This window comes from Hyphomicrobium sp. 99, assembly GCF_000384335.2.
Lineage (GTDB): Bacteria > Pseudomonadota > Alphaproteobacteria > Rhizobiales > Hyphomicrobiaceae > Hyphomicrobium_B.
On record NZ_KQ031382.1, the window covers coordinates 3,065,009 to 3,091,047 of the forward strand.

29 protein-coding genes and 1 tRNA gene are annotated in these 26,039 nt (G+C 59.4%); 17 read left to right on the forward strand and 13 right to left on the reverse strand.

The annotated features are described in order from the left end of the window. Positions 1-31: 31 nt before the first annotated feature. The 4 genes from G359_RS14825 to G359_RS14840 all read right to left on the reverse strand — a co-directional run bounded on the left by G359_RS14825 (position 32) and on the right by G359_RS14840 (position 5,062). On the reverse strand, positions 32-1,366 hold the full coding sequence (locus G359_RS14825) for a cytochrome c (RefSeq protein ID WP_045836756.1): 1,335 nt from the start codon (positions 1,364-1,366) through the stop codon (positions 32-34). Continuing rightward, positions 1,363-3,516 (reverse strand): xanthine dehydrogenase family protein molybdopterin-binding subunit, encoded by a 2,154-nt coding sequence (locus G359_RS14830; protein WP_045836757.1) that lies wholly within the window; start codon positions 3,514-3,516, stop codon positions 1,363-1,365. The genes G359_RS14825 and G359_RS14830 overlap by 4 nt, the downstream gene beginning before the upstream one ends. An 11-nt stretch (positions 3,517-3,527) precedes the next feature. After that, positions 3,528-3,980, reverse strand: a complete 453-nt coding sequence (locus G359_RS14835) for a (2Fe-2S)-binding protein (RefSeq protein WP_045838061.1) — start codon at positions 3,978-3,980, stop codon at positions 3,528-3,530. A 158-nt stretch (positions 3,981-4,138) separates the two neighbouring features. Then, positions 4,139-5,062 (reverse strand): alpha/beta hydrolase, encoded by a 924-nt coding sequence (locus G359_RS14840; RefSeq protein WP_045836758.1) that lies wholly within the window; start codon positions 5,060-5,062, stop codon positions 4,139-4,141. A 334-nt stretch (positions 5,063-5,396) separates the two neighbouring features. Here G359_RS14840 and G359_RS14845 point away from each other — a divergent pair, with 334 nt between their 5' ends. From G359_RS14845 to G359_RS14865, 5 genes are all read left to right on the forward strand, one after another. Continuing rightward, on the forward strand, positions 5,397-6,062 hold the full coding sequence (locus G359_RS14845) for a DedA family protein (protein ID WP_052699399.1): 666 nt from the start codon (positions 5,397-5,399) through the stop codon (positions 6,060-6,062). Between the two features lie 126 nt (positions 6,063-6,188). Beyond that, positions 6,189-7,652 carry a phenylacetate--CoA ligase family protein gene (locus tag G359_RS14850; protein ID WP_045838063.1) on the forward strand — a complete coding sequence of 488 codons (1,464 nt, stop codon included), beginning with the start codon at positions 6,189-6,191 and terminating at the stop codon, positions 7,650-7,652. Positions 7,653-7,733: 81 nt separating this feature from the next. Further along, a complete protein-coding gene (locus G359_RS14855; RefSeq protein WP_045836759.1) occupies positions 7,734-8,003 on the forward strand; it encodes a hypothetical protein in 270 nt (89 codons plus the stop codon). A 282-nt stretch (positions 8,004-8,285) separates the two neighbouring features. Continuing rightward, entirely contained in the window at positions 8,286-9,293 is a 1,008-nt protein-coding gene (locus tag G359_RS14860) for a zinc-dependent alcohol dehydrogenase family protein (RefSeq protein ID WP_045838064.1), read from the forward strand. 38 nt (positions 9,294-9,331) lie between these two features. Then, entirely contained in the window at positions 9,332-9,757 is a 426-nt protein-coding gene (locus G359_RS14865) for a VOC family protein (protein ID WP_045836760.1), read from the forward strand. Between the two features lie 201 nt (positions 9,758-9,958). Here the strand turns inward: G359_RS14865 and G359_RS14870 are convergent. Beyond that, a tRNA-Ser gene (locus tag G359_RS14870) sits at positions 9,959-10,050 on the reverse strand. A gap of 183 nt (positions 10,051-10,233) precedes the next feature. Here G359_RS14870 and G359_RS14875 point away from each other — a divergent pair. Continuing rightward, positions 10,234-10,851, forward strand: coding sequence for a hypothetical protein (locus G359_RS14875; protein ID WP_245280048.1), 618 nt, complete (start codon positions 10,234-10,236; stop codon positions 10,849-10,851). Between the two features lie 45 nt (positions 10,852-10,896). On the opposite strand, the gene G359_RS14880 is transcribed toward G359_RS14875, so the two are convergent. After that, positions 10,897-11,166 carry a sel1 repeat family protein gene (locus G359_RS14880; RefSeq protein ID WP_045836762.1) on the reverse strand — a complete coding sequence of 90 codons (270 nt, stop codon included), beginning with the start codon at positions 11,164-11,166 and terminating at the stop codon, positions 10,897-10,899. Positions 11,167-11,571: 405 nt separating this feature from the next. Between G359_RS14880 and G359_RS14885 the strand changes: the two genes are divergently transcribed. Continuing rightward, entirely contained in the window at positions 11,572-11,841 is a 270-nt protein-coding gene (locus G359_RS14885; protein ID WP_156150887.1) for a hypothetical protein, read from the forward strand. 14 nt (positions 11,842-11,855) lie between these two features. On the opposite strand, the gene G359_RS14890 is transcribed toward G359_RS14885, so the two are convergent. Then, positions 11,856-12,500, reverse strand: coding sequence for a glutathione S-transferase N-terminal domain-containing protein (locus tag G359_RS14890; protein ID WP_045836764.1), 645 nt, complete (start codon positions 12,498-12,500; stop codon positions 11,856-11,858). 8 nt (positions 12,501-12,508) lie between these two features. After that, positions 12,509-13,477 carry a quinone oxidoreductase family protein gene (locus tag G359_RS14895; protein ID WP_045836765.1) on the reverse strand — a complete coding sequence of 323 codons (969 nt, stop codon included), beginning with the start codon at positions 13,475-13,477 and terminating at the stop codon, positions 12,509-12,511. A gap of 205 nt (positions 13,478-13,682) precedes the next feature. On the opposite strand from G359_RS14895, the gene G359_RS14900 reads away from it, so the two are divergent. The 5 genes from G359_RS14900 (at position 13,683) to G359_RS20805 (ending at position 16,765) form a co-directional block, all read left to right on the forward strand. Then, positions 13,683-14,096, forward strand: coding sequence for a hypothetical protein (locus G359_RS14900; protein WP_245280049.1), 414 nt, complete (start codon positions 13,683-13,685; stop codon positions 14,094-14,096). A 105-nt stretch (positions 14,097-14,201) separates the two neighbouring features. Further along, positions 14,202-14,732 carry a DedA family protein gene (locus tag G359_RS14905; protein ID WP_045836766.1) on the forward strand — a complete coding sequence of 177 codons (531 nt, stop codon included), beginning with the start codon at positions 14,202-14,204 and terminating at the stop codon, positions 14,730-14,732. A gap of 134 nt (positions 14,733-14,866) precedes the next feature. Beyond that, positions 14,867-15,028 carry a hypothetical protein gene (locus tag G359_RS20800; protein ID WP_197077587.1) on the forward strand — a complete coding sequence of 54 codons (162 nt, stop codon included), beginning with the start codon at positions 14,867-14,869 and terminating at the stop codon, positions 15,026-15,028. A 64-nt stretch (positions 15,029-15,092) separates the two neighbouring features. After that, positions 15,093-16,460 (forward strand): cytochrome P450, encoded by a 1,368-nt coding sequence (locus G359_RS14910; protein ID WP_245280050.1) that lies wholly within the window; start codon positions 15,093-15,095, stop codon positions 16,458-16,460. Between the two features lie 158 nt (positions 16,461-16,618). Next, positions 16,619-16,765 carry a hypothetical protein gene (locus G359_RS20805; protein ID WP_197077588.1) on the forward strand — a complete coding sequence of 49 codons (147 nt, stop codon included), beginning with the start codon at positions 16,619-16,621 and terminating at the stop codon, positions 16,763-16,765. 18 nt (positions 16,766-16,783) lie between these two features. On the opposite strand, the gene gatB is transcribed toward G359_RS20805, so the two are convergent. From gatB to gatC, 5 genes are read right to left on the reverse strand one after another with little or no spacing between them, the layout of a single operon-like run. Continuing rightward, the gene (gatB, locus tag G359_RS14915; RefSeq protein ID WP_045836767.1) at positions 16,784-18,265 is read right to left on the reverse strand and encodes an Asp-tRNA(Asn)/Glu-tRNA(Gln) amidotransferase subunit GatB; all 1,482 of its coding nucleotides are present in this window, start codon (positions 18,263-18,265) and stop codon (positions 16,784-16,786) included. After that, a complete protein-coding gene (locus G359_RS14920) occupies positions 18,262-18,573 on the reverse strand; it encodes a hypothetical protein (RefSeq protein ID WP_245280051.1) in 312 nt (103 codons plus the stop codon). Before G359_RS14920 ends, gatB begins: the two co-directional genes overlap by 4 nt. Beyond that, the gene (locus tag G359_RS14925) at positions 18,563-18,877 is read right to left on the reverse strand and encodes a chorismate mutase (protein WP_245280052.1); all 315 of its coding nucleotides are present in this window, start codon (positions 18,875-18,877) and stop codon (positions 18,563-18,565) included. Before G359_RS14925 ends, G359_RS14920 begins: the two co-directional genes overlap by 11 nt. 37 nt (positions 18,878-18,914) lie before the next feature. After that, on the reverse strand, positions 18,915-20,414 hold the full coding sequence (gene gatA, locus G359_RS14930; protein WP_045836769.1) for an Asp-tRNA(Asn)/Glu-tRNA(Gln) amidotransferase subunit GatA: 1,500 nt from the start codon (positions 20,412-20,414) through the stop codon (positions 18,915-18,917). A gap of 3 nt (positions 20,415-20,417) precedes the next feature. Then, complete coding sequence (gatC, locus tag G359_RS14935; protein WP_045836770.1) at positions 20,418-20,705, reverse strand: Asp-tRNA(Asn)/Glu-tRNA(Gln) amidotransferase subunit GatC; 288 nt, start codon at positions 20,703-20,705, stop codon at positions 20,418-20,420. A gap of 203 nt (positions 20,706-20,908) precedes the next feature. Between gatC and ruvX the strand changes: the two genes are divergently transcribed. From ruvX to dprA, 5 genes are all read left to right on the forward strand, one after another. After that, positions 20,909-21,403 carry a Holliday junction resolvase RuvX gene (gene ruvX, locus G359_RS14940; RefSeq protein WP_082072949.1) on the forward strand — a complete coding sequence of 165 codons (495 nt, stop codon included), beginning with the start codon at positions 20,909-20,911 and terminating at the stop codon, positions 21,401-21,403. A 151-nt stretch (positions 21,404-21,554) separates the two neighbouring features. Next, positions 21,555-22,529 carry an aspartate carbamoyltransferase catalytic subunit gene (locus G359_RS14945; protein WP_045836771.1) on the forward strand — a complete coding sequence of 325 codons (975 nt, stop codon included), beginning with the start codon at positions 21,555-21,557 and terminating at the stop codon, positions 22,527-22,529. Further along, positions 22,526-23,857, forward strand: a complete 1,332-nt coding sequence (locus G359_RS14950; protein ID WP_045836772.1) for a dihydroorotase — start codon at positions 22,526-22,528, stop codon at positions 23,855-23,857. Before G359_RS14945 ends, G359_RS14950 begins: the two co-directional genes overlap by 4 nt. Positions 23,858-23,939: 82 nt before the next feature. Continuing rightward, positions 23,940-24,542: a glycerol-3-phosphate 1-O-acyltransferase PlsY gene (gene plsY, locus G359_RS14955; protein WP_045838069.1), complete on the forward strand. Its 603-nt coding sequence runs from the start codon at positions 23,940-23,942 to the stop codon at positions 24,540-24,542. Beyond that, the gene (gene dprA / locus G359_RS14960; protein WP_045836773.1) at positions 24,526-25,713 is read left to right on the forward strand and encodes a DNA-processing protein DprA; all 1,188 of its coding nucleotides are present in this window, start codon (positions 24,526-24,528) and stop codon (positions 25,711-25,713) included. The genes plsY and dprA overlap by 17 nt, the downstream gene beginning before the upstream one ends. Positions 25,714-26,039 lie beyond the last annotated feature (326 nt).

A 26,039-nucleotide genomic window follows, 5' to 3' on the forward strand; every position in this document is an offset into this window, starting at 1 on the left:
GCGTCGGCGCTCAAGCGACCTCGAAAGCCGCCTATTGCGAGGCTTCTTGGCCGATTTTGGCGACCTCTTGCGCCGTGATGTTGGACTTCGCTGCCCCGAACCGCGAGGTGACGTAATTGACGACGGCCGCAATCTCTTCGGGCGAATACGCCTTGCCGAAGGCTGGCATTATGACTTCTCCGGTCGGCGAATGCCGCGTCACGCCCCAGATCACCGCCTGCGCGACGTTCCTCGCGCTCGGATCATTGATCGCTCGGCCACCAACGAAGTTCGCGTACGAGCGCACGGGACTTTCCCCCGACCATCCGTGACAGGCCGCGCAAGCACCCGCGAAAATCATCGCACCACGCTCGTTTTCCGAAATCTCGTGCGCTTTCGGAAATGCCGAAGCGAGCGTTGTCTTCGGAACCGGAAGTTGCGGATCAGAAATCGGCGGAATTGTTTTCAGGTAGGTCACGAGCGCTTTGATGTCTTCCGGAGCCAAATGCATGAGGCTCATGTCGATCGCCTCACCCATCGGCCCCGAAGCCGTGCCAAATCCTTCGACGTGACCGTGCGAGAGAAACTTCGCCGTCGTTTCTGCATCCCAGCCGCCGATCCCAGTCTCCGGATCCTGGGTGATGTTGTAAGCGGTCCAGCCCGCGGTCACGGCGCCCGCAAATTTTTTTCGATTGTTGAGAGCCTGCAGAAGATTGCGCGGTGTATGGCATTCGCCGCAATGACCGAGAGCTTCGGCCAGATATGCGCCCCGATTCCATTCGGCGCTTTGCGAGGGATCGGGACGAAATCGCTTGTCGCTATTATAGAGAAGCGACCAAAACATCATCCCCCAGCGCTGATTAAACGGAAAAGCAAGCGTGTTGGGCGGAGCTTCGCGGCGAACCGGCGAAAGGCTGAAGAGATAAGCCTTGATCGCAAGCACGTCGTCGTCAGTGAGCAATGTGTAAGAGGTATAGGGGAACGCCGGATAAAGCCGCGACCCGTCTGGCGCGATGCCCTTGTGGACAGCCCTCAAGAAATCGGCGTCGGTCCAATTGCCGATGCCCGTTTCCTTGTCGGGTGTGATGTTCGGTGAGTAGAGCGTGCCAAACGGAAGATTGAACGCGAGACCGCCGGCGTAGGGCTCGCCGCCCTTGGCCGTGTGACAGGCCTCGCAATCAGCGGCCCGTGTCAGATATTCTCCTCGGGTCACGAGATCGGCCTGCGAAAGCCGCGCTGGAACGCCCGTCGGAGTGCCATCCTTGTAATCAGAAAGCGCGACTGAGCCGCCTTTCGCGAAAGCCAGCGGACCCGGCACGTAGATGATCCACGCCGCCGCAGCCAGAACGATAATCGCGAGCGCCGCCACCCAATACCATCGCCTCATACCTGCTTTCTCCCGGCGAGGAGATCGCGATCGATGGGTAATCTTCGCAATCGAACCCCCGTCGCCGCGAAGAGAGCATTCGTGAGAGCAGGCGGCGCGGCTGTCGTTCCCGTTTCGCCGATCCCTCCGGGGAACTCAGTGCTTGAGATAAGATGCACTTCGATCTTCGGCGTCTCGTTAATTCGCAACATCCGGTAATCGTGGAAATTGCTCTGCTCGACGCGCCCCTTCGCGATCGTTATCTCGCTGAACAGTGCCGCAGTGAGACCGAAAATGAGTCCGCCCTCGAGCTGAGCGACGATGGTGTCGGGATTGACCGCGATGCCCGTGTCGACCGCCGACACCAGCCGGTGCACGCGAACTTCGCCGTTCTGGTCGACCTCCGCCTCACAAACAGTGGCTATAAAGCTGGCGAATGCCGTTTGAGCGGAGATGCCCCGGCCGACGCGCGCCGGCAACGGCTCGCCCCAACCAGACTTCGACGCCGCCAGTTGAACAGCTGCTTTCAGGCGCGGCGTCGCATCAAGCATCTTCAGTCGATACGCGACCGGGTCCGCACCTGCCCGGTGCGCCAGTTCGTCGATGAAACTTTCGCTCGCAAAGAAATTGTTGTTGGGCCCGACCCCGCGCCAGAACCCCGTCGGGACACCCGGTGGCTCTGCCCGAATGTACTCAACGCGCACGTTCGGAACGCCATAAGGGTTGTCGGTCGCGCCGTCGACAGCGTCGATGTCGATGCCCTTCTGAAAGGCCGGAGGCAGCCAGCGGGCGATAATCGCCGAGCCCGTGATCCGTTGCGTCCAACCGGTGATCTTGCCGTCTTTTACGCTTGCTGCGAGCGCATCGTGATAAACTGGACGGTAAACATCGTGCTGCATGTCCTCTTCACGCCGCCACACGACTTTCACCGGCCCTTCGACATGCTGGGCAATACGCGCAGCCTTGACCGCCATATCCGGCTCGAGCCTGCGACCGAACCCACCGCCAATGAAGAAGTTGTGCACCGTCACTTTTTCAGTCGGCAATCCGAGAGCTTTGGCGACCTCCGACTGAACGCGCGCGATAACTTGCGTCCCGGTCCAGAGTTCACAAGCGTCTTTCGTGAAGTGGACGGTGCAGTTGAGCGGCTCCATCGTCGCGTGCGCGAGAAATGGAAGTTCGTAAACAGCATCGTATCGATCGCCGTCGGCGAAAGCCGCTTTGACATCGCCCTGTTCCTTGGCGACGATGCCTTCTCCCGCGCTGGCGTTCCGCAGAGCGTCCCACACGTCACGAGATCCGACCGCAGCGTTCGGTCCCTCGTCCCAAGTGACGTCGAGCGCACCGAGGCCCTGCATTGCAGTCCACGTCGTATCGGCGACGACGGCGACGAGGTCATCGAGCACCACGACTTGACGTACGCCCTTTATCGCCTTGGCTTTGGTGTCATCGACGCGTTTTATTTTGCCGCCGAACACCGGGCATTCCGCGAGCGTCGCGAACTGAACGCCAGCAGGCATCGCATCAATGCCATACTGAGCTTTGCCGTTGGTCTTATCCGGCGTGTCCTTCCGATGGATCGGATGGCCGATCAGGGTAAAGTCCTTGAGCGCCTTAAGCGGTGGATCACTGGGCGGCTTCATCGTCGCCGCATTCGCAGCAATGGCGCCATAAGCGAGCTTGCGCCCGCTCCCATCGTGGATCACTTCGCTATTTGACGCCCGGCAACTCGAAGGCTCGACCTTCCATTGCTGCGCGGCCGCGGCAATGAGCATTGCTCGCGCGGTGGCGCCCGCTTTGCGAAGCGGCATCCAGAACGCGCGCACCGAGGTCGAGCCGCCGGTGGCTTGAATTTTAAAGACCGGATTGGCGAACAGCTTCTCGTCCGGCGGCGCATGCTCCAGGACGACCTTATTGAAATCAGCGTCGAGTTCATCCGCCAAGATCATGCCGACGGTCGTGTAGATGCCCTGCCCCATCTCCACTTGCGGCATGACGAGCGTTACGATGTCATCATTGCCGACGCGAATGAATGCATTCGGGGCGAATGGTTCACCGGCAGCATGAGCCACCGGCAAGCGAAAGCTGACGAGCAACACGCCCGCTGCCCCCGCCTTGAGAAGCGACCGGCGCGAAAGACCTTCGGCGGCCGAGGATGAGGGTGTTTCCATGTGAAGCCTCGTTATGCCGTTGCCGCTTTTTTGATCGCCGCGCGAATGCGGACGTAAGTTCCGCAGCGGCAAATATTGCCCGCCATAGCTGCGTCGATGTCATCGTCATTCGGATTGGGCGTGTGGGCGAGCAACGCCGCCGCCGACATGATCTGGCCGGACTGGCAATAACCGCACTGGATCACTTCCAGATCGAGCCACGCCTTTTGAATTTTGGCACCGGCAGCTGTCGCCCCCACACCTTCGATTGTCGTGATCGCGCGATCTCCGACAGTGCCAATCGGCAACTGACAGGAGCGGACTGGCTCACCATCGATATGCACGGTACAGGCGCCGCACTGAGCGATCCCGCATCCGAATTTGGTTCCGGTCATCCCGAGCACATCGCGCAACGCCCAGAGAAGCGGAGTATCGGGGGACGTATCAACGTCATGAGACTGGCCGTTGATCTTGAGCGTAACCATCGCCTGCTCCCAGCTTGAAATGATCGAGACGTCGCCTTCTGGCACAATCGTCGACCGGCGGCGGAACTTGAAAATTCGAGCTTATATTACAGCTATAATTATTACGTTCAACGCGCCGAAAAACCGCAATTCACGGGACTTTTCGAAGTTCGATATAGTCAGGCGGCGCTAACGCTATAAGTCGGCTGTTCCGCTCTCTCTTCCGCTCGCAATAAGTAAGAAACAATCGTTCTCGCGACAGGAGGCGCAAAAAGAATATTGCGATGACCAAACCCGGAGTACGTCTTCAATTCTGCGCTGCCGATTTTCGAAGTGATCTCCTCGGCGCACCCAAACGAAATCTCGTGGTCTTCCCGGTCGTGAACGACGAGCGCTTGACATCCTGTCGCCCGCAAAAGCTTGACCACAGTAAAGCACGAGATCGCACGGCCTGAAACCCGTTCCAGACGCGCCTCGAACGCACGGCGGCCTGCGCTATTGAGCCCCCAACGCTCGGCGAACTCGCCGGTAACCTCCGAAAGACAATTCGGGCTTGCGATAAGCGCGATACGCGGCACATCGAGCGCATGACGCATCGGCGCATAACCCTCGACCGCCACAAGCGAAATCATGCCGCCAAAGGAATGCGCAACGATCGCGCTCAGCGGACCGAACTGGCGGCCGATCATTGCCGTGGCGCGCGCACATTCGATGAGATTGGTCGAGCGTCCGCCGCTCAAACCATGCGCCGGAAAATCGAACAAAACGACGCGATATCCAGCCCGCCGTATCGGTTCGGCGATAGCCGTCATGAAGGAAGCCTCGCCCGTCCATCCGTGGGCCACCAGCACGTTGCCGAGCGGCTCCCGGCGGTCAGGATCGAAGACATAAACTTGAATGTCAGCAACCGGTGTCGAAACCCGCTGCCAGCGGGCGTTGCGCAAATGAAAGCGCGCCCGCGCCGTCAATTGCTGATGATTGGGCGCGCGGTAATGGGACAATTCCGGCATGCAAAAAAGCCGGAATGCCGCGTCGCCACCGGCACCAGCGGGAAGCCCCGACAGAGATTGACCGGCCCAAACGTCTTTAGGCAACCAGATCATCCCCTATTTTTGAAATCGGACTTTCAAATCCGCAAGCGGGACTTGTGGCTCTATTTGCCGCAATGGTTGACGGTCCATTACGCCGCCATTTCAATCGGTCCGAACGCAAACAATCTCTGTTCATATGGGGGTGGTGGCAAACGCCCAAGCGGCTCATATTACCGGGAACGTTCACCTCTCGGTAACCGTTCCCTTTCCTTCTACCGATACGATATTCCATCGACGCAGTGCTCATCCCCGCCTTTCCCCACTTGATTATTGGCAAGATGCCTCGGCATTACCGCAGTCATCACGAGGAGCCACTTTTGCTCCGAACGCGAAAAAGGAATGGCTTTTGATCTCACCTGATGAGCTGCATCACCTATTTCAGACGTACGGCATCTGGACCGTCGCCGTCATCGTAGGACTCGAAAGCCTGGGCGTCCCATTGCCGGGCGAAGCGATTTTGATCCTCGCATCAGCTTATGCCGCGACCCATGACGGCAACATCGCCATGGTTATAGCCGCCGCAACCATCGGCGCTATCGTCGGCGATAACATTGGCTATCTCATCGGCCGGGAATTCGGATATCCGCTCGTCGTCAAATTCGGCTCCTACGTCGGCTTGACCGAGGGCCGCATAAAACTCGGGCAATATCTGTTCCAGAAGTACGGCGGGAAGATCGTCTTCTTTGGCCGCTTTTTCGCGGTCCTGCGGTTCCTTGCAGCCCTTTTGGCCGGCATCAATCAATTGGCTTGGCCCCGCTTTCTCGTCGCCAATGCTCTCGGCGGATTTATCTGGGCAAGCATCGTGGGAATTTCCGCCTACACGTTAGGACGAAGCATCCACGCGCTGCAGGGACCGGTTGGCGCCATCGGGCTGACAATCGCAGCGGCCATAGCAATTACGATCTTTGTTTACTTAAAACGCCATGAAGCGGAACTTCAGGCTGAGGCGGAAGCTTCTCTCCCCGGTCCGCTTCCCGGCCTGCAACCGGGAGGACCACCGAACGCGGGCTGAGCCGCTTCAAAGGACGAGTGTACAATCCTTGAAAAACCAGGATGCGTTCGCGATTTCAGTGAACATCTTTCGCCCACGCTTCCGCGGATCTATGACCTCAGAAACCAATTCAAAGGCATGTCTCAGATGAGAGGTTTTCTCACTGCCGCTTACGATCAGGTGAAGCTGGCCCTCGCCATCCGCTCACTTCTCCCTCCTCGTCCCGAGGACATTGAACCTCGAGCAAAGGCCAAGGAAGAACGCTTCCGTAAGCTTCTGCAATATGCCTACGACAATTCCCCGTACTATCGAAAGAAGTTCCAAGGCATCGATCTGAAGACGTGCGCCATCACCGATCTTCCGACCCTCACGAAGTCCGACATGATGGCGAACCTCGACGATATTTTTACGGACCGCGAACTGCGCCGCGCCGAAATTGAAAGCTTCATGGCCGACCCGGCAAACGTCGGCGCCTACTACAAAGACAAATTCGCCGTCTGCCATACCTCGGGAAGCCAAGGTCAACCGGCCATCATCGTTCAAGACAAGCCCGCAATCCTGACGACCTTCGCCGCGCAGTTCGCGCGCGGCAAAAAAGTCAGCCGCCGGTTTCTCCCTCACCTTCAGCGCCTGTTCAATCCGGCGCGCTTTTCGATCGTCACGCAAAAACCGGGCTTCTACCCGAGCAGCACGTTCTTCAACTATTTCCCCGAGCGTGCTCGCCGCTTTCTCAAGTTGCAGCGCCTTTCCGTATTCGATCCGCCCGACGTGCTCGTGCAGAAGCTCAATGAATTTCAGCCGAACTTCATCACCAGCTACACAAGCGCTCTCGAGACGATCACGCGTGAACTTCAAGCAGGCCGGCTGAAGCTCCGGGGCGATCTCGAACAGATGAACAACATCAGCGAACCGCTTCCGGAGCCCATCGCGCAACGGGTTGAAAAAGCTTTCGGTGTCCATATCACCAACGTCTACAGCATGGCCGAGTGCATGGCGCTTACGTGCGGATGCCAAACCACGCACGGCAGCCATCTCAACGACGAGCTCGCATTCCTCGAAGTCGTCGACAAAAACGGCAAGCCCGTTCCGAACGGCAGCCCCGGAAACAAGGTGCTCCTGACCAACCTCTATAATCTGGCCCAGCCGATCATCCGCTATGAGATCGACGATATCGTCACGATCAGCGCGAAACCATGCGAATGCGGAAGCCTCTTGCCTCTCGTGCAGGCGGTCCAAGGACGATCGAAGGATCAGTTCTGGGTTAACGTCAATGGCGAGATCCGCGATCTTCCGTATTATGTATTTCTCCTCGCACTCCACAACGAGACGAGGCTTGCCGAACATCAGTTTCTTCAGACCGGCGTTAACCGGTTCGTTCTGCGCGCCGCGCCCTTGCCGGGCGAAACGCTGTCTGCCGAAAAGCTCCGCCAGTACATCCAACAGTCGATTACGACAGAGGGCCTCGCTAACGTCATTCACTTCGACGTCGAACTCGTCGATCGAATTCTGCCCGAGGAGTCGGGCAAGGTTCGGCGCGCAAAGAATATGTTCGGACCGCCGCCCGCCACGCCCGCAGAACTCGAAACACAGCGAACGGCGGAAGCTGGCTGATGCCTGAAGCTCCGCTTTGTAAGGAACCACTCCAGATAAATTCAGTTCAGATGGAGGGAGCTTTTTTGCGGAGTGTCAGTCATGACCAGAAAAATCCTGAAGATTGTCGACGGTCCCGATAAACCTGCTCTGCGGTCCGCGCTCGCGTCGCCGGACAGGGAACAGGTTCACTTCGTTCTTGAGGGCGATGCCACAGATGCATCGATCGCGCGCATCGAGGAAATGGCGGAAGGTTTCACCTTCGAGATAAACGGCTGGCTGACGACCGGCGTCCACAAAGGCGAGACGTTTCTCGGAATTTACAGCGTCGAGACCCGCTCGGGCTCGATCGCTCTTGGTATAGGCGCTTGACTTGGTGATGCCGCCTCCGAGCCGGCGGCCTCGATTAATTCTTGACTATGACTTGAACCGCCCCTGACGAAATGCCCCTGACATTGCGACATCCGATTTGGCCCTAAGTGCTGAACCGTTCCGTTCGGCAGACTTCGAAATTTAATTCGATTGTTCCCGCTCAGCATCGGCGCGAAACAGCGTATCGCGATTTCTGCACACTCGGCGACATGACGCTGTTAAGAGACCGTACCGGCGCCGAATAATTTGGGGGAATGCCGTGTCGAAGACGGGATGCATGACATGAAAGCGATAAAAATCACTGCGCCGGGCGGACTGGAAAATCTTGCCCTCGTCGACATTGAAGATCCGGGCAAAGCCGGACCAGGCCAGCTCCGCGTCCGCCTTCATGCCAATTCGCTCAATTTTCACGACTACCTGGTCGTCTCCGGAAAATGGAAAGCAGCCGATGGACGGATTCCGATGTCCGATGGCGCAGGCATTGTCGAAGACGTTGGCGAAGGCGTCAGCGAATTCAAAGTGGGCGACCACGTCGTCTCTTGCTTCTTTCCGCTCTGGCAGGATGGTCCGCCCGAGGTCGATAACTTCTCCGACACGCCGGGAGACGGCATAGATGGCTATGCGCGCGAAACCGTCGTGTGTCCGGTGACTTGGTTCACCCACGCACCAAAAGGCTACAGCCACGCTGAGGCCGCCACCCTCACGACGGCCGGACTTACCGCCTGGCGCGCGCTCGTGGTCGACGCACATCTGAAGGCCGGCGACACGGTGCTCGTGCAAGGCACCGGTGGCGTATCGATTTTTGCCCTGCAAATCGCCAAGGCTATGGGCGCGGAAGTTATTATCACGTCGTCATCCGACGAAAAGCTCGAACGCGCGCGCAAACTCGGTGCTGATCATCTTATCAATTACAAATCCGTCCCTGAGTGGAGCGCACGGGTTCGCGAGCTGACGGGCGGACGAGGCGTCGATCACGTCGTCGAAGTCGGCGGACCGGGCACCCTTCCACAATCCATCGCGTCGGTCGCAATCGGCGGACACATCGCGTTGATCGGCGTGCTCACGGGCCTCGGCGGCAACGTTCCGACAGCGTTACTGATGGCAAGGCAGGCGCGTCTGCAGGGCCTTATCGTTGGCAGCCGTCGCGACCAAAAGGACTTCATTCGCGCTATCGATACGATAGGTTTGCGACCGGTGATCGACCGCAGCTTTGGCCTCGCCGAAATCGCCGATGCGTTCCGCTTGCAAGAAGGGGGACGCCACTTCGGCAAGATCTGTCTGGACTTCTAACGTATGGCAAATGCACCGAATTGCAGGAGATCAACGCAATGCTGAATGTCATATCCGTCGATCATTTTGTCTTGAACGTACGCGATGTCAAAACTTCCGCAGATTGGTATGAGCGCGTACTCGGCATGACGCGCGAAGAGGATCAACCGAACGGTGGCACGCCCAGAACCAGCGTGAAGTTCGGCACCGAAAAGATCAATCTTCGTCCGATCAATGCCAGCACAGTCGAATGGTTCACTGCGGAACATCCTGCAACGGGCAGCGGCGATCTTTGCTTTCTCACCAACTACTCCCCCGAGGAGGTCTCGCATCATCTATCGGCGAACGGCGTTGAGATCGTCCTCGGACCCGTCACCAAAAGCGGTGCAATGGGCAAGATTTGCTCCGTCTACTGCCGGGATCCGGACGGCAATCTCATAGAGATTTCTTCTTCCGAGACGCCACCGGGCCCGAGCAGATCGTAGCGGGTGAGCCCCTGAGGAAGTGCCGAGCTACTCAGCTGCGTGATCCGTGTTGCGCCGCGTTGCATGTCCGTGAGGCAAAGACCAAGCTCGCGAACGCCCGATGATCGGGTGTGACGCCAAATGCTCAAGCCAAATGCTCAAGAAGGACACCGCTTTCGGCGCCGACTTTGAATTCCAGCCATGTGCGCAATGAGTGATGGATGGCGGAGACGCAGGGATTCGAACCCTGGATACGCTTTAGGGCGTATGACGATTTAGCAAACCGTTGCCTTCAGCCACTCGGCCACGTCTCCCCAAATCAATGGGCGAGTGCCCCCTATAGAGGCCGCGCCAGCGCAATGCAAGACACGACCTGACAATGCACAGTGGTGATTGAGCCACCGCTGGCGGCCGCCCCAAAGTCGTCCTAGTGTCCTGAAAACAATATACGGACATCGGGGACGGGCTGAGCCGTGCGCGCTTGCTTCAAAATACAGTTGAGTATCGCGATTTCGGCCTTCCTGGGATCGGCTGCCGGGAACGCGTCCGAGCTGTGCGTCAAATGCTCCGGGCCCGACGCAAGCTACGCCTGCGTCATCAACGGCACGTCGAGCGCAACGATCGACACCGTCGGGAAGCTTTATTGCATTACGGCTCTCGCCAAGTCCGGCGCGCACTCGAGCTGCTCGATAGACCGGGCGATGACCGCCCCGTGTCCAGGCGAACGCAAAGAGCTTCCTGTTCCAGCGGTGCTCGATGACGGAGGATCGGAAGATCAGCCCCAGCACGGCGCTCCTGACCTCACCAAGGCTGGCGAAGGACCGTCCGCTACGGAACCCCTCGAAGCGCCCTCACCTGCGATGCAGGTGGAACCGGCCGGAACGCCCCCCGATCAGCCCAAGGACGCGGTTACGAATGAGCCACCGCCCAAGACCGTGCAGGAAATGGTCGAGAAAAGCGCAAAAACAGCGGGCACCGGACTGAGCGATACGCAGAAGTCCGCAGGCGAAGCCGCAAAGTCGGCAAGCACCGCGCTCGGAAAAGCCGGAGCGGCGGTTAGTGGCGCCGCCAAGAGTTCTTGGAAGTGCCTCTCGTCGTTCTTCTCGAACTGCTGACGCCGCAAAGAAAAGCGGCGCGCTCAGTCCTTCAAGAAAGTGGCTTCAATGAACCGAGACGAGCCACTCGCGCGCGAGCTTTTGGGCTTTGATGATCTCGGCCTTGCTCATGTCGCTCGCGACTTCCGACCGGTAGCGCTTCGCTTCGTCGTTGCCGCGGCTTGCTGCGATGTTGAACCACTTATGAGCCTGGATGAGATCGATCGCTCCATCGCGTCCCGTGGAGAAGCTGAGCCCAAGCTCGAAGAAGGCATCCGATTGATCGCCCTGAGCCGAGTAATCGAACTGACGCGACAACACGTCCATGCGTGCCATGTGAAAACACTCCAAAACCGCCACGCGCTCTTCATGTCGAAAGGCGGTAAAGCCAACGCGCTCGCAATCGATGAACGCCTCCAAACCATCGCAGCGGATGAATGAAAACTCGTAAAAGGCCGAACAAATTTGCTTTAACCGCGCGCTAAAATGGCCTTACGCTCAGCTACCTTCTGACCGAATTCGGAACATTTTGCCCGCCCTGCGACGACTGTTGATCGGACCTTAAGAAGGGTTGCTACCAATTCCTAACCATGCTTCAAAAAGGGGTCCCGCGGCGGCTCGATCGAACGACGGGGTTCGAATGTTCAGCCGGGGTTCAGCCGCGTGCTGGTAACCTTAAAATGTGGGCCGAAAGTCGGTCTTAAGGAGGGTTCAGGCTGCTCGTAGCCTGATTGAGGGATGATGGTTCAGTCAGTAGTCTGCCGCTCGTTGGCGGCTGCGGGGTTTCTGTTGCTTGCAGGGTGCGCACAGCAAGGGTCACACCCCGCCTACATCGGATTGTCAGACCTATCGGACGACGAGCCCGCGGGGAAGCCTCTAATTGGCCGGACCGGCGAGCCATCCGAAGCACTTCGGCACGTACAGTCGAACAAGGTGCTGAGCGCCATGGCCTTCCAAAAAGTCACCGGACGGACCGTTGATCCCGAAAGCCTCATCGGTCGCGGCGAATAGTTCGCTGCTCCACTTTACGCCTTCTTCACAGCTAGACCTTTGATGACGGCCGGACGCTGACCAATGTCTCCGAGCCACCGCTCGACATTGGGAAACTTGCCAATGTCCTGATCGAGCACCCTCCAGATCCGCACCCACGGAAAACTGGAAATATCCGCTATCGAATACTTGCCCGCGAGATACGGGCGATCGGACAGCCGCTTATCCAACACCCCAAACAGCCGCGCGACTTCCTTCGTATAGCGTTCGATCGCGTACGGCACTTTCTCTGGCGCATAATTGCGGAAGTAATTGCACTGCCCAGCCATGGGAGCGAGTCCGCTCGCTTGCCAGAATAGCCATTCATCGACCTCCGCCTTCGCCCTTTCACTCGATGGGTAGAAGGCCCCGAACTTCCGGCCGAGATATTGCAGAATGGCGCCCGTTTCAAAAAGCGCGAGCGGTTGACCATCAGGGCCGTCAGGATCGACGATCGCTGGAATTTTATTGTTGGGCGAGATTGCCAGAAATTCCGGCGCGAATTGCTCGCCCTTGCCGATGTCGATGAATTTGACCTCGTAAGGCACGCCAAGCTCTTCAAGCATGATCGAGATCTTCAAGCCGTTCGGCGTCGGCCAAAAATAAAGTGCGATCGGCTCGTCGTCTCCGTCGTCCTGCATATCACTCCTTAGGGAATGAGAATGATCGAGCCCGTCGTCCGCCGGGCTTCGAGATCTCGGTGCGCATCTGCGGCGTGGCTCAACGGGTATTGATGATTGACGCTGATCCGAATTTGTTTGCTGAGCAGCATCTCAAAGAGTTCTGCAGCGTTTTCCTGAAGTTCTCTAGGTGTTGCCGTATAAGCCAAAAGCGACGGCCGCGTGGCGAAAAGGGACCCTTTCAGCGCCGTAAGCGGGAACGGCGGAACAGGCCCGGACGAGTTGCCGAATGACACCCAAAGGCCTCTCGGCTTCAGGCAATCGAGCGATTGCGGAAAGGTGTCCTTGCCGACGGAATCGTAGACGACATCGCATCCATTTCCCTGCGTGTACTCGCGCACGCCGCTGACGAAGTCATCGCGCTTTGTATTGATAACGTGGGTGCAGCCGTTCGCCATGGCGAGCTCCGCCTTCTCGTCCGAGCTCACCGTTCCGATGATCGTCGCGCCGAGCGCATGCGCCCACTGACACGCAATAAGACCGACACCGCCTGCAGCCGCATGCAGCAGCATCGTCGTTTCGGGCCCCACCCGATAAACTTGGCGCAGCAAATAGCGAACCGTCATGCCTTGCAGCAGCCCAGCTGCAGCCGTCTCGTACGAAATGCCGTCCGGTAACTTCACCAGCCGATCGGCCGGCACAGTCCGCTCGTCGGTGTAGCTGCCGAGTGGGCCAGCGTAAGCCACTCTATCGCCGGACTTGAACCCATCGACACCGCGCCCTACCGAAATGACTTCGCCCGCCGCTTCTGAACCCAGAATCGCCGGCAACTTCGGAAACTTGTAGAGACCATTCCGATAGTAGATATCGATGAAATTGACGCCGATAGCGCGCTGCCGAAGGCGCACCTCGCCAGGAGCCGGGTCGGGAACAGTCACTTCCTCGTAGACCAAGGCTTCCGGTCCCCCAGTGGCGTGTATCCGGACTGCAAATGGCATGTCGTAGGCTCCTATGGGACGATCTTAGGCGTAGAGATGCAGTTCTGCGGCGAATCCGGCTAGTGGGTTGACACGGGCCGCATCTTAGACCCCCGTTCGTCACGAGCCTGCCATGGTGGGTTTCTACCGCCAGAGGGAAACGAAAACGGAAATTACCTTGCATAAATTCGAATATGCACCGCCGCCCCGAAAATTGAATACTGCCGTGGCCTTTCTGCTCGCCGTCACATTTGTGGCTGCCGGCTGTGCGGGCAATGAAGCGGCATTGGGAGATCCGGCGCTCGGATTGAAGTGCGTCGACGACAGCCATGTCTGCATCAGCCAGCGCAAGATGGTCTTCGATTCCTATATGGCGGATAAGTCTCGCGCTTGGGTGAACCAACCCGCAGGCCCGCACGAATACGCCTCCGGCGTCCGGCTCATGGCCTTCAGCAGAAAGCGCAAGGAACTGAACTGCAACGAACTGGCGCGTGGCAAGGAAGAAGCCGATCGCGGTCCGTCAGCCCTGAGCGGCGGCGGTTACCTCGGCTTGACCACAGGACAGATTGCACGCGGAGCGATGCTCGCGCGCGAAGTTTCCCGTGAACTCACGCAGGAAATGACGCGCCGGTGCCGCTAGACTTGAACCTGCAAATTGGCTTCTTATTTGGCCGGAACAGGGCACACGAACGTCGGCCGATCTGGCCTGCACGCTGACCATAACTTCCAAAGTGAAAGTCGCTAAATGAGCGTGCAAGACTTTGTCGATGCGATCATCACGTTTGTGAAAGCGAACGAAGGCTGGGCAGCCCCCATTGCGTTCGCCGTCGCATTTCTCGAAAGCTTCTGCTTTCTATCCATCATCTGGCCCGGCACCGCCATTTTGATCGGAATTTCCGCCTTGCTCGCTCAAAGCGGCGTGGGCCTCGACGTTCTTTGGCCAGCCATCATCGCCGCAAGTATCGGCGGCACCCTCGGCTACGCGTTCTCCTATTGGATCGGCCTCTACTACAAGGACGACATCCACAAGCTTTGGCCGTTCAATCGCAATCCGGAACTGGTAAACCGCGGCGAGGCCTTTTTTGCGAAATGGGGAGCGCTCGGCGTCTTCTTCGGGCATTTCTTCGGGCCCGTACGGGCGATCATTCCGGTCGTTGCCGGGATGTACTCAATGCCGCAATGGCAATTCCAGCTTGTGAATGTCTTATCGGCGGCGATTTGGGCGGCGGGCGTCATCGCACCCACTTATTTCGGGCTGGATTATCTCCTGCACTAGCTCGAATCCGGCCATTCGGCCGCAAAATGACCGCCGTGCTTGCACGAACAGGCGCGATCCCGTAGAGGATCGGCCCAATGCTGCGTCAGGGCGCAGCCTGATTCATTACCTTCCCACCTCTCGAGGCCTGTTTCATGTCTAAGACGTCGCTCAAAAATGTTCAAAAGCAGAAGAAGAAGGCCAAGCGCACCATTCCTCGCCCCGCCCAGAGCCGTATTCAGGGCAACACCGCTGGCGTCCGCACGCGTCTGAAGAAGCTTGCCGGTCAGGCCCGCGCAAAGAAGGCATCGGCCTAGATAGCGGCGCAGTCGCTCACTACGTACTTCGTCGCCGGCGCAATATGGTGACGTGAGTAACGACATGATGACGACTGCGTTCTACCCGCCGACGGTCACGCCGTCCGCGCGCCCACTGCCCCTACTTCCATTTCTAGGCCGCTTCGTCCGCAATCCTCTGCGGGCGATTCCGCGCGCCGTCTATCACGAGCCCATCGTCACCTACGGCGGCAAGCGTCCGCTCGTAGCCTGGGTGACCGATCCGGCCCTCCTCGAAAATATCCTTCTCAAGAACGCCGAGCAGTTTCCAAAGACGCGACTCGATCGCCGCGTCCTGACTCCGATCATCGGCAATGGCCTGTTGACCGCACAGGGCGAGAGCTGGCGCTGGCAGCGCAGGATCGCAAGCCCTCCGTTCCGGCACGCAGAACTCCTCGGCTATGTTCCGACGATGGCCGACGCTGCTGTCGATTGCGTGATGCGCTGGAGATCGCGTGGACCAAACGCCTTCGTCACCAATGTCGAAGAAGACCTGACGGACACCACATTCGCGATCATTGCGCGCACGGTTTTAGCGGGCGTCAGCCAACGCGACGGCGACATCATCAAGCGCGCCGGCCGCGCCTATCTCGATCCAATCTCCTGGGAAGTCGCCGCATCACTGCTGCAGCTTCCTCCTTACGTTTGGCATCCAGGAAAAGGCAAAATGCGGCGCGCGGCCGCCGAACTCCGGTCGATTGTCGGAAGGCTCGTTGCCCAGCGCCGCGAGGAAGGCGGCACGGGTTCCGACCTCGTCGCGCGAATGCTCGCCGCGAAGGATCCAGATACCGGCGAGCCGATGCCCAATGAACTTATCGCCGACAATCTCGCGACGTTCCTATTTGCGGGCCACGAAACCACGGCCAAAGCCTTGACGTGGATGCTCTACGTTCTGGCCCGAGCACAGGAATGGCAGCAGCGTGTGCGGGAAGAACTCGATGCCGTAATCGGCACGGGGCGGATCGATGCCGCAACGATCGGCAAACTACCCATTACGACGCGCGTTTTGAAAGAGGTGCTGCGGCTCTATCCTCCCGCGCCAGTCATGACGCGCGTTACGGCGGGAGACATGGACCTCGGAGGCAAGTTTCTCCCAAGCCCCACACTGGTCGTCATTCCGATCTTTATCGTTCATCGCCACAGGTTGCTCTGGCAAGATCCCGACCGGTTTGATCCGGATCGATTTCTGCCGGAGAACGAAGCCCGCTATCCGCGCACCCAGTTCATGCCCTTTGGATATGGTCAGCGCGTTTGCATCGGATCGTCCTTCGCCATCCTCGAGGCGACGGCAATCCTTGCCACTTTATTGCGAAGCATGCGGTTCGAATGGGATGGACGCCACTTACCTGAGCCCGTGAGCCGCGTCACGCTGCGCCCAAGAGGTGGAATGCCCCTGATCGTCAGGCCTTTGTAGCGGCCTCCCAGGAGCGTCAGACGTTAACTCCGCATTTACCACGAGTTACCGGATCGCAAAGATCGCGATGACATTTGTCATGACCGCGTGAGCGGGACTGCAAACACTTGCTGCTATGTTTTGTCGCATCAGAACCACCAGCCTCCAAGGAGAGGCCAATGACAACGACAAAGATAGCTTACGTGTTCGCAGCCGTCGTTCCGTTCGGCTTCGTCATCCTGGCATGCGCGGGCATCGCGCACGTCGTGTTTGTTGGGCTGCGCGAGCGAAAGGCGAGACGCCTCAGCCTTCAGAAGGCCTTCTGACGTCCCACCTGCCGGCCATCAGATTCCAAGCTTGGCCTTGAGGATGTCGTTGACGGACGCAGGGTTCGCCTTGCCGCCCGTCGACTTCATCACCTGACCGACGAACCAGCCGAGCATGGAAGGCTTAGCCTTCGCCTGTTCGACCTTCTCCGGGTTGGCCGCGATGATGGCGTCGACAGCCGCCTCGATGGCGCCGGTGTCGGTCACCTGCTTCATGCCGCGCTTTTCGACGATTTCCGCCGGATCGCCGCCTTCGGTCCACACGATCTCGAAGAGATCCTTGGCGATCTTCCCCGAGATGGCGTTCGACCCGATCAGGTCGACGATCGCACCGAGCTGCGCCGCAGAAACCGGGCTATCCTCGATGGCTTTGCCTTCTTTGTTCAGACGACCGAAAAGCTCGTTGATCACCCAGTTGGCGGCGACCTTGCCATCGCGGCCTTCCGCAACCTTCTCGAAATAGTCAGCCGACGACCGCTCCGCGACGAGCACATCGGCGTCGTAAGCCGAAAGCCCGAAGCTCGTCATGAAACGCGCGCGCTTTTCGTCGGGCAGTTCGGGCAACTTCGATTTGAGCTCTTCGACATACTCGTTCGAGAACTCGAGCGGCAGCAGATCGGGATCGGGGAAATAGCGATAGTCGTGCGCTTCTTCTTTCGACCGCATGGAACGCGTCTCATTCTTCGCGGCATCGAATAGGCGCGTTTCCTGGTCGATCGTGCCACCGTCCTCGATGATATCGATCTGCCGGCGTGCCTCGTACTCGATCGCCTGGCCGATGAACCTGATCGAGTTGACGTTCTTGATCTCGCAGCGCGTGCCGAGTTTGTCGCCAGGCTTGCGAACCGAGACGTTGACGTCCGCGCGCAGGTTGCCCTTGTCCATGTCGCCGTCGGACGTTCCGAGGTAACGCAGAATGCTCCTGAGCTTCGTCACATAGGCCTGCGCCTGCTTCGACGACCTGAGATCGGGTTTCGACACGATCTCCATCAACGCAACGCCCGAACGATTGAGGTCCACGTAGGAATAGTCGGGATGCTGATCGTGCAACGACTTGCCCGCATCCTGCTCGAGATGCAGCCGTTCGACGCCGACCTTCAGCGTCTCGCCGTCGACGGTGATCTCGACTTCGCCTTCGCCGACGATCGGCTGCTTGTACTGCGAGATCTGATAGCCCTGCGGCAGATCCGGATAGAAATAGTTCTTCCGGTCGAAAACGCTTCTGTTGTTGATCTGAGCCTTGAGACCGAGCCCAGTGCGAATGGCCTGCGCCACGCACTCGCGGTTGATGACAGGCAGCATGCCGGGCATCGCGGCATCGACGAGCGAGACGTGGCTGTTCGGCGGTGCGCCGAAGCCCGTCGACGAGCCCGAAAAGAGCTTCGAATTCGACGCGACCTGCGCGTGCACCTCGAGGCCGATGATGACTTCCCAGTCACCGGTCGCACCTTCGATCAGATTTTTGGATTTCGGCTTTTCAGCGATTTTCTGAGAGTTCATTTCTGGCCTCCAGACCATCCCTTGGTCGCGTAACCGATGCCCGCATAAACGAGACCCGCGATGAGCGACGTTGTGAAAACGCCTGCAATAGCGCGACCGAGCGTAGGCGCGTCCCAAAGGCGAAGAAAAGTTACAATATAGAGCAACGCCGCTCCGGCAGCCGCGCCGCCAAAAGCTGCGATCATGATCTTGGTTTTGTCATCCGCACGGCGGCCAAGCATGAAGGCGACAACGATCGTAGCGGGATTGAGCACGCCATAAAGGAAGACTTCAATCAGCGGCACGTTGGGCTGATAATCAGGCACCATCAACTCCCGACTTTTGGGTATCGTTCTGGACTTGTCGCAGCTTTTCTTCTTCGAACTGGACGAACCAGCCGATCATGTTTCGCCACTGCGCGCCAACCATCTCGATCATCTCAGGCGGCAACCCCTTGTCCGCTGCTCGCGCCTTGACGCGATCGATCACCTGCTGGATGCGCCATTGCACGATGGCGCCTTCGCTCGAATTCATCTTGAGCTGCCACGCGCGGTCGACGTAGCCAAAGCGCTCCGCGATGAGATCGACCAGGGCGGCATCGATGCGATCGATTTCAGTGCGAACCTGGGACATGTCTGCGCATTCCCACGGCCGTTTCGGATCCATGATGTCAGCCCTTCATCCACCAAGCTTCCGGCACCGCGAAGCGGCCGGCTGCATCTTCGATAACCTGAGCAGTCCGAAACAGCGTTTCCTCATCGAACGGCTTGCCGATCAGCTGCAGCCCGAGAGGCGTTCCCTCTGAAGAAAGACCGCCCGGAACCGACATTCCCGGCAGCCCCGCCATGTTCACGGTGACCGTAAAGATGTCTTCGAGATACATGGCCAACGGATCGCCGGTCTTCTCGCCGAACGCGAAAGCCGGCGAAGGCGTCGTCGGCGTCAACACGACATCGACCTTATTCCAAGCCTCGTCGAAATCGCGCTTGATCAGAGTCCGAACCTTCTGCGCCTTGAGATAATAGGCGTCGTAATAGCCCGCCGAAAGCACGTACGTTCCGATCAGTATCCGGCGGCGCACTTCCTTGCCGAAGCCCTGATGGCGCGTATTCTCATAGGTGTCGATCAGATTGTCGCCGTTGACGCGCAGCCCGTAGCGCATCCCGTCGTATCGCGCGAGGTTGGACGAACACTCGGCAGGCGCCACGATATAATAGGCGGGAAGCGCATACTTCGTGTGCGGCAGAGAAATATCGTGGATCGTCGCGCCCGCCGACTTGAGCCAAGCGATCCCATCGTCCCAGAGCTTCTGAATCTCAGGCGACATGCCTTCGACGCGATACTCTCTTGGGATTCCGACCCTGAGCCCTTTGACGCCCTTGCCAAGCACCGCCTCGTAATCCGGAACGGGCGCATCGACGGATGTCGTGTCCTTCGGATCGTGGCTCGCCATCGCTTTGAGCATGATCGCGCTGTCCCGCACCGTCTTCGCGATCGGACCTGCCTGATCGAGAGATGACGCGAATGCGACGATGCCCCAGCGCGAACAGCGGCCATACGTCGGCTTTATGCCGACAGTGCCGGTGAGAGCGGCTGGCTGGCGGATCGAGCCGCCCGTGTCGGTCGCCGTCGCGGCGAGGCAGAGACTGGCTGCAACAGCCGCGGACGAGCCGCCCGACGAGCCACCCGGCACCAGCTTGTCCGTCGAGAGCTTGCCGTCCTTGCCCTTGCGCCGCCAGGGACTGACGACGTTTCCGAAGGCGCTCGTCTCGTTCGACGATCCCATCGCGAATTCGTCGTTGTTGAGCTTGCCGAGCATCACGGCGCCGGCATCCCACAAATTCTGTCCGACGGTCGATTCGTAGGTCGGGCTGAATTCACCGAGAATGTTCGAGCACGCCGTCGTGCGAATGCCGCGCGTGCAGAAAAGATCCTTGTTGCCGATCGGCAGACCTTCGAGCGAACGCGCCTTGCCGGCCGCGATCCGCTTGTCGCTGTCCTTCGCCTGCACGCGCGCGTGCTCCGGCGTCTGGAGAACGTAGGCATTGAGCGCAGGATTGGCTGTTTCGATAGCCGAGATAAACGCGTCGGTCAGCTCAAGCGCCGTGAACGTCTTTTTCGCCAAGCCGTCGCGGGCTTCGGCCATCGTCAATTTGGTAAGATCCGTCACCAGCTACTCCACGACCTTCGGCACCACGAAGAAATTGTCCTCGGCCAGCGGCGCATTTGCCGTGACCTGATCTGCGATCTCGCCGTCTGTAACGACATCGTCCCGCATCTTGAGTTGATGCGCGACGACACGCGTCATCGGCTCGACGTTCGCGGTATCGACCTCGTCGAGTTGCTTCACCCAATCGAGAATGCCCGAGAGTTCCGTCTCGAGGCCCTTGGCCTCGGCATCGCTGATTTTGATCCGAGCGAGGCGCGCGATACGGCGAACGGTCGCTTCGTCGACCTGCATGGAAATGTCCCTTCAAGGAAATCGGGGGATGTTGCGAAGCTCTCTTAGCCGCCCTCACCGCATCAATGCAACCGGCGGTACTATCTCCGGTACCTTCAGAGGGTTAAACAGAGCTGTAACGCGACGAACGATGCCAATTTGCCGCCGAAGCTGGTAGAGGCTGGTTCGCAATCCTCCCATTACACATACTCAGGCATCACATTATGAACCAGTCGGCCGCTCCAGCGCCACCCGGCCGCACCACGGAAGACCAGCAGGACTTCCGCGACATCACGGATGGGCGCCTCATCGGCATCGACGCCGGCACCAAAACGCTCGGCCTCGCCCTATCGGATGTGCGGCGCACGATAGCCTCCCCCCTCGAAACGATCCGTAGAACCAAGTTCACGGCGGACGCGACCCGACTCTTGTCACTTGCCGCTGAGCACAACGTCGCGGGCCTGGTGCTCGGCTTGCCCCGGAATTTGGACGGGACGGAGGGCCCCCGGGCGCAGGCCACCCGGGCGCTAGCACGCAATCTCAATAAATTGTCGCCGCTTCCGATCCTGCTGTGGGACGAGCGCCTGACCACCGCGGAAGCTCAAAGAATGTTGATCGACGCCGATCAGACGCGCAAACGCCGCGCCGAGGTGATAGACAAGCTAGCCGCCACGATCATCCTGCAGAGCGCGCTCGATCGTCTGAATAACAAGGCCTGATCTCGAACTGGCGAGGCTTTGCAGCGCGGAAATCACTGCTTCCCGATGCTCTGTGCCCGGATGGCACTTCACCCGCCGTTAAGTCCCTTTGGGATTGATGTCGTTCCCCTCCTTGCGGCCCCGCAAGACTCCCCCTATAGAAGCGCCTTTAATGACATCGAAATCGAATACCAATGCGCTGAAAGTTTTTCCGCGCCGCCACCTGCTGACCTGCGAGGGTCTGTCGGCCAACGAAATCAATTTCCTGCTCGATCTGGCCGATAGAAATGCGGATCACATCCGCAATAACGGCCGCAAGCGCGATGTGCTTGAGGGCCGGACGATCATCAACCTCTTCTTCGAATCATCGACCCGCACGCAGGCCTCGTTCGAAATGGCGGGCAAGCGGCTGAGCGCCGACGTCATGAACATGAACGTCGCGACGTCGTCGGTCACCAAGGGCGAGACGCTCATCGACACCGCCGTGACGCTGAACGCGATGCGCCCGGACATCATCGTCGTCCGCCATCACGCGGCAGGCGCCGTAGAGCTGCTGTCTCAGAAAGTCGATTGCTCCGTCATCAACGCCGGAGACGGCGCCCACCAGCATCCGACGCAAGCGCTTCTCGACGCGCTGACCATCCGCCGGGCGAAAGGCCGTATCGCCGGTTTGACGGTCGCAATCTGCGGCGACATCGTCCACTCCCGCGTCGCACGATCCAACATCAACGTTTTGAACGCGCTCGGCGCACGCGTCCGCCTCATCGGCCCAACGACATTGCTGCCGTCGTCTCCCGAACGCCTCGGCTGCGAAGTCTTCACCGACATGTGGAAGGGCATCGAAGGCGTCGATATCGTGATGATGCTCCGCCTTCAGCGCGAACGCATGGATGCCTCATACGTCCCGTCGACCCGTGAGTTCTTCCATTTCTTCGGGCTCGATCACGAAAAGCTCGCGCGAGCCAAGCCCGACGCACTCGTCATGCATCCAGGTCCGATGAATCGCGGCGTCGAAATCGCCTCGACCGTCGCCGACCATTCCAAAAGCGTTATCCGTGAACAGGTTGAAATGGGCGTTGCCGTCAGAATGGCAGTTCTAGAAGCGTTATCGGCACACCTTCCGGGCTTCGCGGAGGACGCCCGATGAGAAAGCCGATCGAAAAGCCGAAGAGCCTCGGCACCGCCACCGTCTTCATCAACGCCCGCCTCATCGACCCCGCATCGAACCGAGATGAACCGGGCGGCCTCCTCGTCAAGGACGGCCTGATCACCGATCTGGGCTCCCATCTGAGGCGCAACGCTCCGGAAGGCGCGAACGTCATAGACTGCAAAGGCAACGTCTTAGCGCCCGGCCTGATCGACGCGCAGGTCTTCACAGGCGAACCCGGCTACGAGCACCGCGAAACGCTCAAGACGGCGAGCCATGCCGCAGCGGCAGGTGGCGTGACGACCATCGTCGTCATGCCGGACACCAATCCGGTGATCGATCAGGTCGCGCTCGTCGACTTCATTCAGCGCCGCGCCCGCGACAACGCTCTGGTGCACGTCCAGACCATGGCAGCGATGACGAAGGGTCTGCAGGGCGAGGAAATGACCGAGATCGGTTTGCTGAAGCGCGCTGGAGCGATCGGCTTTTCGAACGGCAAATCGAGCGTCGTCAATACCCGCGTCATGCGCAATGTCCTGAGCTATGCCAAGGACTTCAACGCGCTCGTCGTCCACCATACCGAAGACCCTTACCTCTCCAGCGGCTCGATGAACTCGGGCGAAGTCGCCTCCCGCCTCGGACTGCCCGGCATCTCCAAAATTGCCGAGACGATCATGCTGGAACGCGACGTCCGTCTCGTCGAAATGACCGGTGGGCGCTACCACGCCGCGACCATCAGCTGCCAGGAAAGCATCGACGTCATCAAAAACGCCAAAGCAAAAAAGCTTCCCGTCAGCTGCGGTGTCTCGATCAATCACCTGACGCTCAACGAAAACGATATCGGGCCATATCGTACGTTCTTCAAAATGCGTCCTCCGTTGCGCAAGGAAGAAGATCGCGTCGCGATGGTACAGGCCGTCGCCAATGGCGACATCGATGTCATCGTATCGAGCCATGACCCGCAGGACGCCGACACCAAGCGGCGGCCCTTCGCCGAAGCTGCAGACGGCGCCGTCGGTCTTGAAACATTGCTCTCCGCAGCGCTCCGCCTCGTCCATTCGGGAGACATCACGCTCTCCGCGATGCTGAAGGCTTTGACCATCAATCCAGCGCGCCTCTTGGGGCTGCACTCCGGAAGGCTGGCCAAAGGCGCCATTGCGGATCTCGTGTTGTTCGATCCGGGCGAGCCCTGGGTCGTCAACAAAGACCTGCTCCGTTCCCGCTCGAAGAATACGCCCTTCGACGAAGCCAAGATGCAGGGCCGCGTGCTTCGGACGATGGTTGCCGGACAGACGGTCTATGAATACGCTGGTGTCGAGCGCACATAGACCGACCCTCCCCCCGCCGCTCGAGCGGGCCTTTGCGAAAAAGATCTAGGACATGAGCTCTTTGTTACCTTTGGCAATGCTGATGGACGGCGTCTCGCCGGCTGCGATCGCGGCGGCTCTCGTCATCGGCTATGCCCTGGGTTCGATCCCGTTCGGCCTGCTGCTGACGCGTGCCGCTGGGCTCGGCGACATTCGCAACATCGGCTCGGGTAATATCGGCGCGACCAATGTCCTGCGCACGGGGAACAAGAGGCTCGCCGCGGCGACACTCCTTCTCGACGCCGCCAAGGGTGCCGTCGCGGTGCTCATCGCGAGGCATTATCTGGGCGAGGCGCCCGCGATGCTCGCAGGCCTCGCGGCCTTTATCGGACATATCTTTCCGGTTTGGCTCGGATTCAAAGGTGGAAAAGGCGTCGCGACGTACCTCGGCGTTTTGTTGGCGCTCGCTTGGCAATGCGCCCTCGTCTTTGCCGTGCTTTGGCTGACGGTCGCCGCCCTGACGCGCATATCGTCACTCGCGGCCATTGTCGCGACCATCGCCGCGCCGATTGCGGCGTGGTTCCTGGGGAATGCCGATCTCGCGGCCGTCGTCGCCGTGATGAGCCTCATTATTCTGATCAAGCATCACGCGAACATCGGGCGTTTGCTGGCGGGGGAGGAGCCAAGGATTGGTTCCAAGACCTGAGCAGCAGCAGCTTTTTCGTCCGGCACCGCTTCCAACGGCGGAGCTTTCCGATGAAGAGCGGCTGGCGTGCTTGAGGTTGATCAGATCGGAAAACGTCGGCCCGGTGACGTTCCGTGATCTCATCAACCACTACGGCGGCGCGACGAAGGCGCTTGAAGCTCTGCCAGCGCTGTCCCGTCGTGGCGGTTCAGGCCGCCCGATCCGGATCTGCCCCAAAGCCGACGCAGAACGCGAACTCGAAGCCGCCCGGCGCGCTGGCGCCACGCCCCTCTTCACGATCGAGCCGAACTATCCGGCCCTTCTCGCCCGCATCGATGCACCGCCGCCGATGCTCTACGTCAAAGGCGACCATCGGCTTCTGAATGCTCCCGCCGTCGCCATCGTCGGCTCGCGGCAATGTTCAGCAGCCGGCACGCAGTTGACCCGGATCTTTGCGGCTCAGTTGGCCGAAGCCGGCTTCGTCATCGTCTCAGGCCTCGCGCGCGGCATCGATCGGGCCGCCCACGAGACGTCGTTGAAAACCGGCACGGTCGCCGTTCTCGCAGGCGGCATCGATTGGATCTATCCGCCCGAACACGCCGAGCTGCAGGCGCGGATCGGAATTGAAGGATGTCTGGTCACCGAACGACCACCCGGACTGCAGCCGCGCGACAAAGACTTTCCGCGCCGAAACCGGATCATTGCCGGATTGGTTCATGGCGTCGTCATCGTCGAGGCGGCGGCCCGTTCCGGAACCCTTGTCACGGCCCGATATGCCAATGATCTGGGCCGCGAGGTCTTCGCCATCCCCGGTCATCCGCTGGATCCCCGCGCGGAAGGGACAAACCGGCTCATCAAACAAGGCGCGACGCTTGTCACCGAAGCCGCGGACGTCGTTGACGTCCTCCGTCCCATCATGGGCCTCGAAGAACGCCGCTACGACGATACGCTCGCCCAAGAGCCAGCGGCGGCCGAACCCGACGAAGCGAAATCCGTCCGACCGGATCTTCCGGCTGAAGATGTCTTGAAAGTCGTCCTATCGGCGCTCGGGCCCGCACCCGTCACCGTCGATGCCATTGCGCGGCAATGCGGGATAACCGTTCAGGCGGTGCAAATTGCACTGCTGGAACTCGATCTCGGCGGCCGCATCGAGCGCCAGGGCTACAGTCTGGTGGCTTTGAAAGGTGTTTAGCCTTCCTGGCGATGCGTTTCGCGCCGGGCCTCAGCATGCGATATTGCGAGCAACCGGGATAGCTTCCGGCATCCTTCGCGTTCTGCCATGCGCTGTAATTCGCCTAACAAATCAGCGAGATATTCTAGATGCTCGCGCTTCTCTTCGCCGTCCCGGCCGGAAAATCCACTGTTCTGCAATTCTTCCATCGCCCTTGAGAAAAACACCGCTCATTCCATATGCTTAATGTAGAGCATTATCTCTATGGTCGCAATATCAATAATTGCACAATCTATAGTTGTGACAACCCAGGATTTGACAGCGCTGCGTCGATCAACCATGTTCCC

Coding starts and splice junctions, on each gene's coding strand:
- G359_RS14825 (WP_045836756.1), bottom strand. CDS start 1,366: ATGAGGCGATGGTATTGGGTGGCGGCGCTCGCGATTATCGTTCTGGCT.
- G359_RS14830 (WP_045836757.1), bottom strand. CDS start 3,516: ATGGAAACACCCTCATCCTCGGCCGCCGAAGGTCTTTCGCGCCGGTCG.
- G359_RS14835 (WP_045838061.1), bottom strand. CDS start 3,980: ATGGTTACGCTCAAGATCAACGGCCAGTCTCATGACGTTGATACGTCC.
- G359_RS14840 (WP_045836758.1), bottom strand. CDS start 5,062: ATGATCTGGTTGCCTAAAGACGTTTGGGCCGGTCAATCTCTGTCGGGG.
- G359_RS14850 (WP_045838063.1), top strand. CDS start 6,189: ATGAGAGGTTTTCTCACTGCCGCTTACGATCAGGTGAAGCTGGCCCTC.
- G359_RS14855 (WP_045836759.1), top strand. CDS start 7,734: ATGACCAGAAAAATCCTGAAGATTGTCGACGGTCCCGATAAACCTGCT.
- G359_RS14860 (WP_045838064.1), top strand. CDS start 8,286: ATGAAAGCGATAAAAATCACTGCGCCGGGCGGACTGGAAAATCTTGCC.
- G359_RS14865 (WP_045836760.1), top strand. CDS start 9,332: ATGCTGAATGTCATATCCGTCGATCATTTTGTCTTGAACGTACGCGAT.
- G359_RS14880 (WP_045836762.1), bottom strand. CDS start 11,166: ATGGCACGCATGGACGTGTTGTCGCGTCAGTTCGATTACTCGGCTCAG.
- G359_RS14885 (WP_156150887.1), top strand. CDS start 11,572: ATGGTTCAGTCAGTAGTCTGCCGCTCGTTGGCGGCTGCGGGGTTTCTG.
- G359_RS14890 (WP_045836764.1), bottom strand. CDS start 12,500: ATGCAGGACGACGGAGACGACGAGCCGATCGCACTTTATTTTTGGCCG.
- G359_RS14895 (WP_045836765.1), bottom strand. CDS start 13,477: ATGCCATTTGCAGTCCGGATACACGCCACTGGGGGACCGGAAGCCTTG.
- G359_RS14905 (WP_045836766.1), top strand. CDS start 14,202: ATGAGCGTGCAAGACTTTGTCGATGCGATCATCACGTTTGTGAAAGCG.
- G359_RS20800 (WP_197077587.1), top strand. CDS start 14,867: ATGTCTAAGACGTCGCTCAAAAATGTTCAAAAGCAGAAGAAGAAGGCC.
- G359_RS14910 (WP_245280050.1), top strand. CDS start 15,093: ATGATGACGACTGCGTTCTACCCGCCGACGGTCACGCCGTCCGCGCGC.
- G359_RS20805 (WP_197077588.1), top strand. CDS start 16,619: ATGACAACGACAAAGATAGCTTACGTGTTCGCAGCCGTCGTTCCGTTC.
- gatB (WP_045836767.1), bottom strand. CDS start 18,265: ATGAACTCTCAGAAAATCGCTGAAAAGCCGAAATCCAAAAATCTGATC.
- G359_RS14920 (WP_245280051.1), bottom strand. CDS start 18,573: ATGGTGCCTGATTATCAGCCCAACGTGCCGCTGATTGAAGTCTTCCTT.
- G359_RS14925 (WP_245280052.1), bottom strand. CDS start 18,877: ATGTCCCAGGTTCGCACTGAAATCGATCGCATCGATGCCGCCCTGGTC.
- gatC (WP_045836770.1), bottom strand. CDS start 20,705: ATGCAGGTCGACGAAGCGACCGTTCGCCGTATCGCGCGCCTCGCTCGG.
- ruvX (WP_082072949.1), top strand. CDS start 20,909: ATGAACCAGTCGGCCGCTCCAGCGCCACCCGGCCGCACCACGGAAGAC.
- G359_RS14945 (WP_045836771.1), top strand. CDS start 21,555: ATGACATCGAAATCGAATACCAATGCGCTGAAAGTTTTTCCGCGCCGC.
- G359_RS14950 (WP_045836772.1), top strand. CDS start 22,526: ATGAGAAAGCCGATCGAAAAGCCGAAGAGCCTCGGCACCGCCACCGTC.
- plsY (WP_045838069.1), top strand. CDS start 23,940: ATGGACGGCGTCTCGCCGGCTGCGATCGCGGCGGCTCTCGTCATCGGC.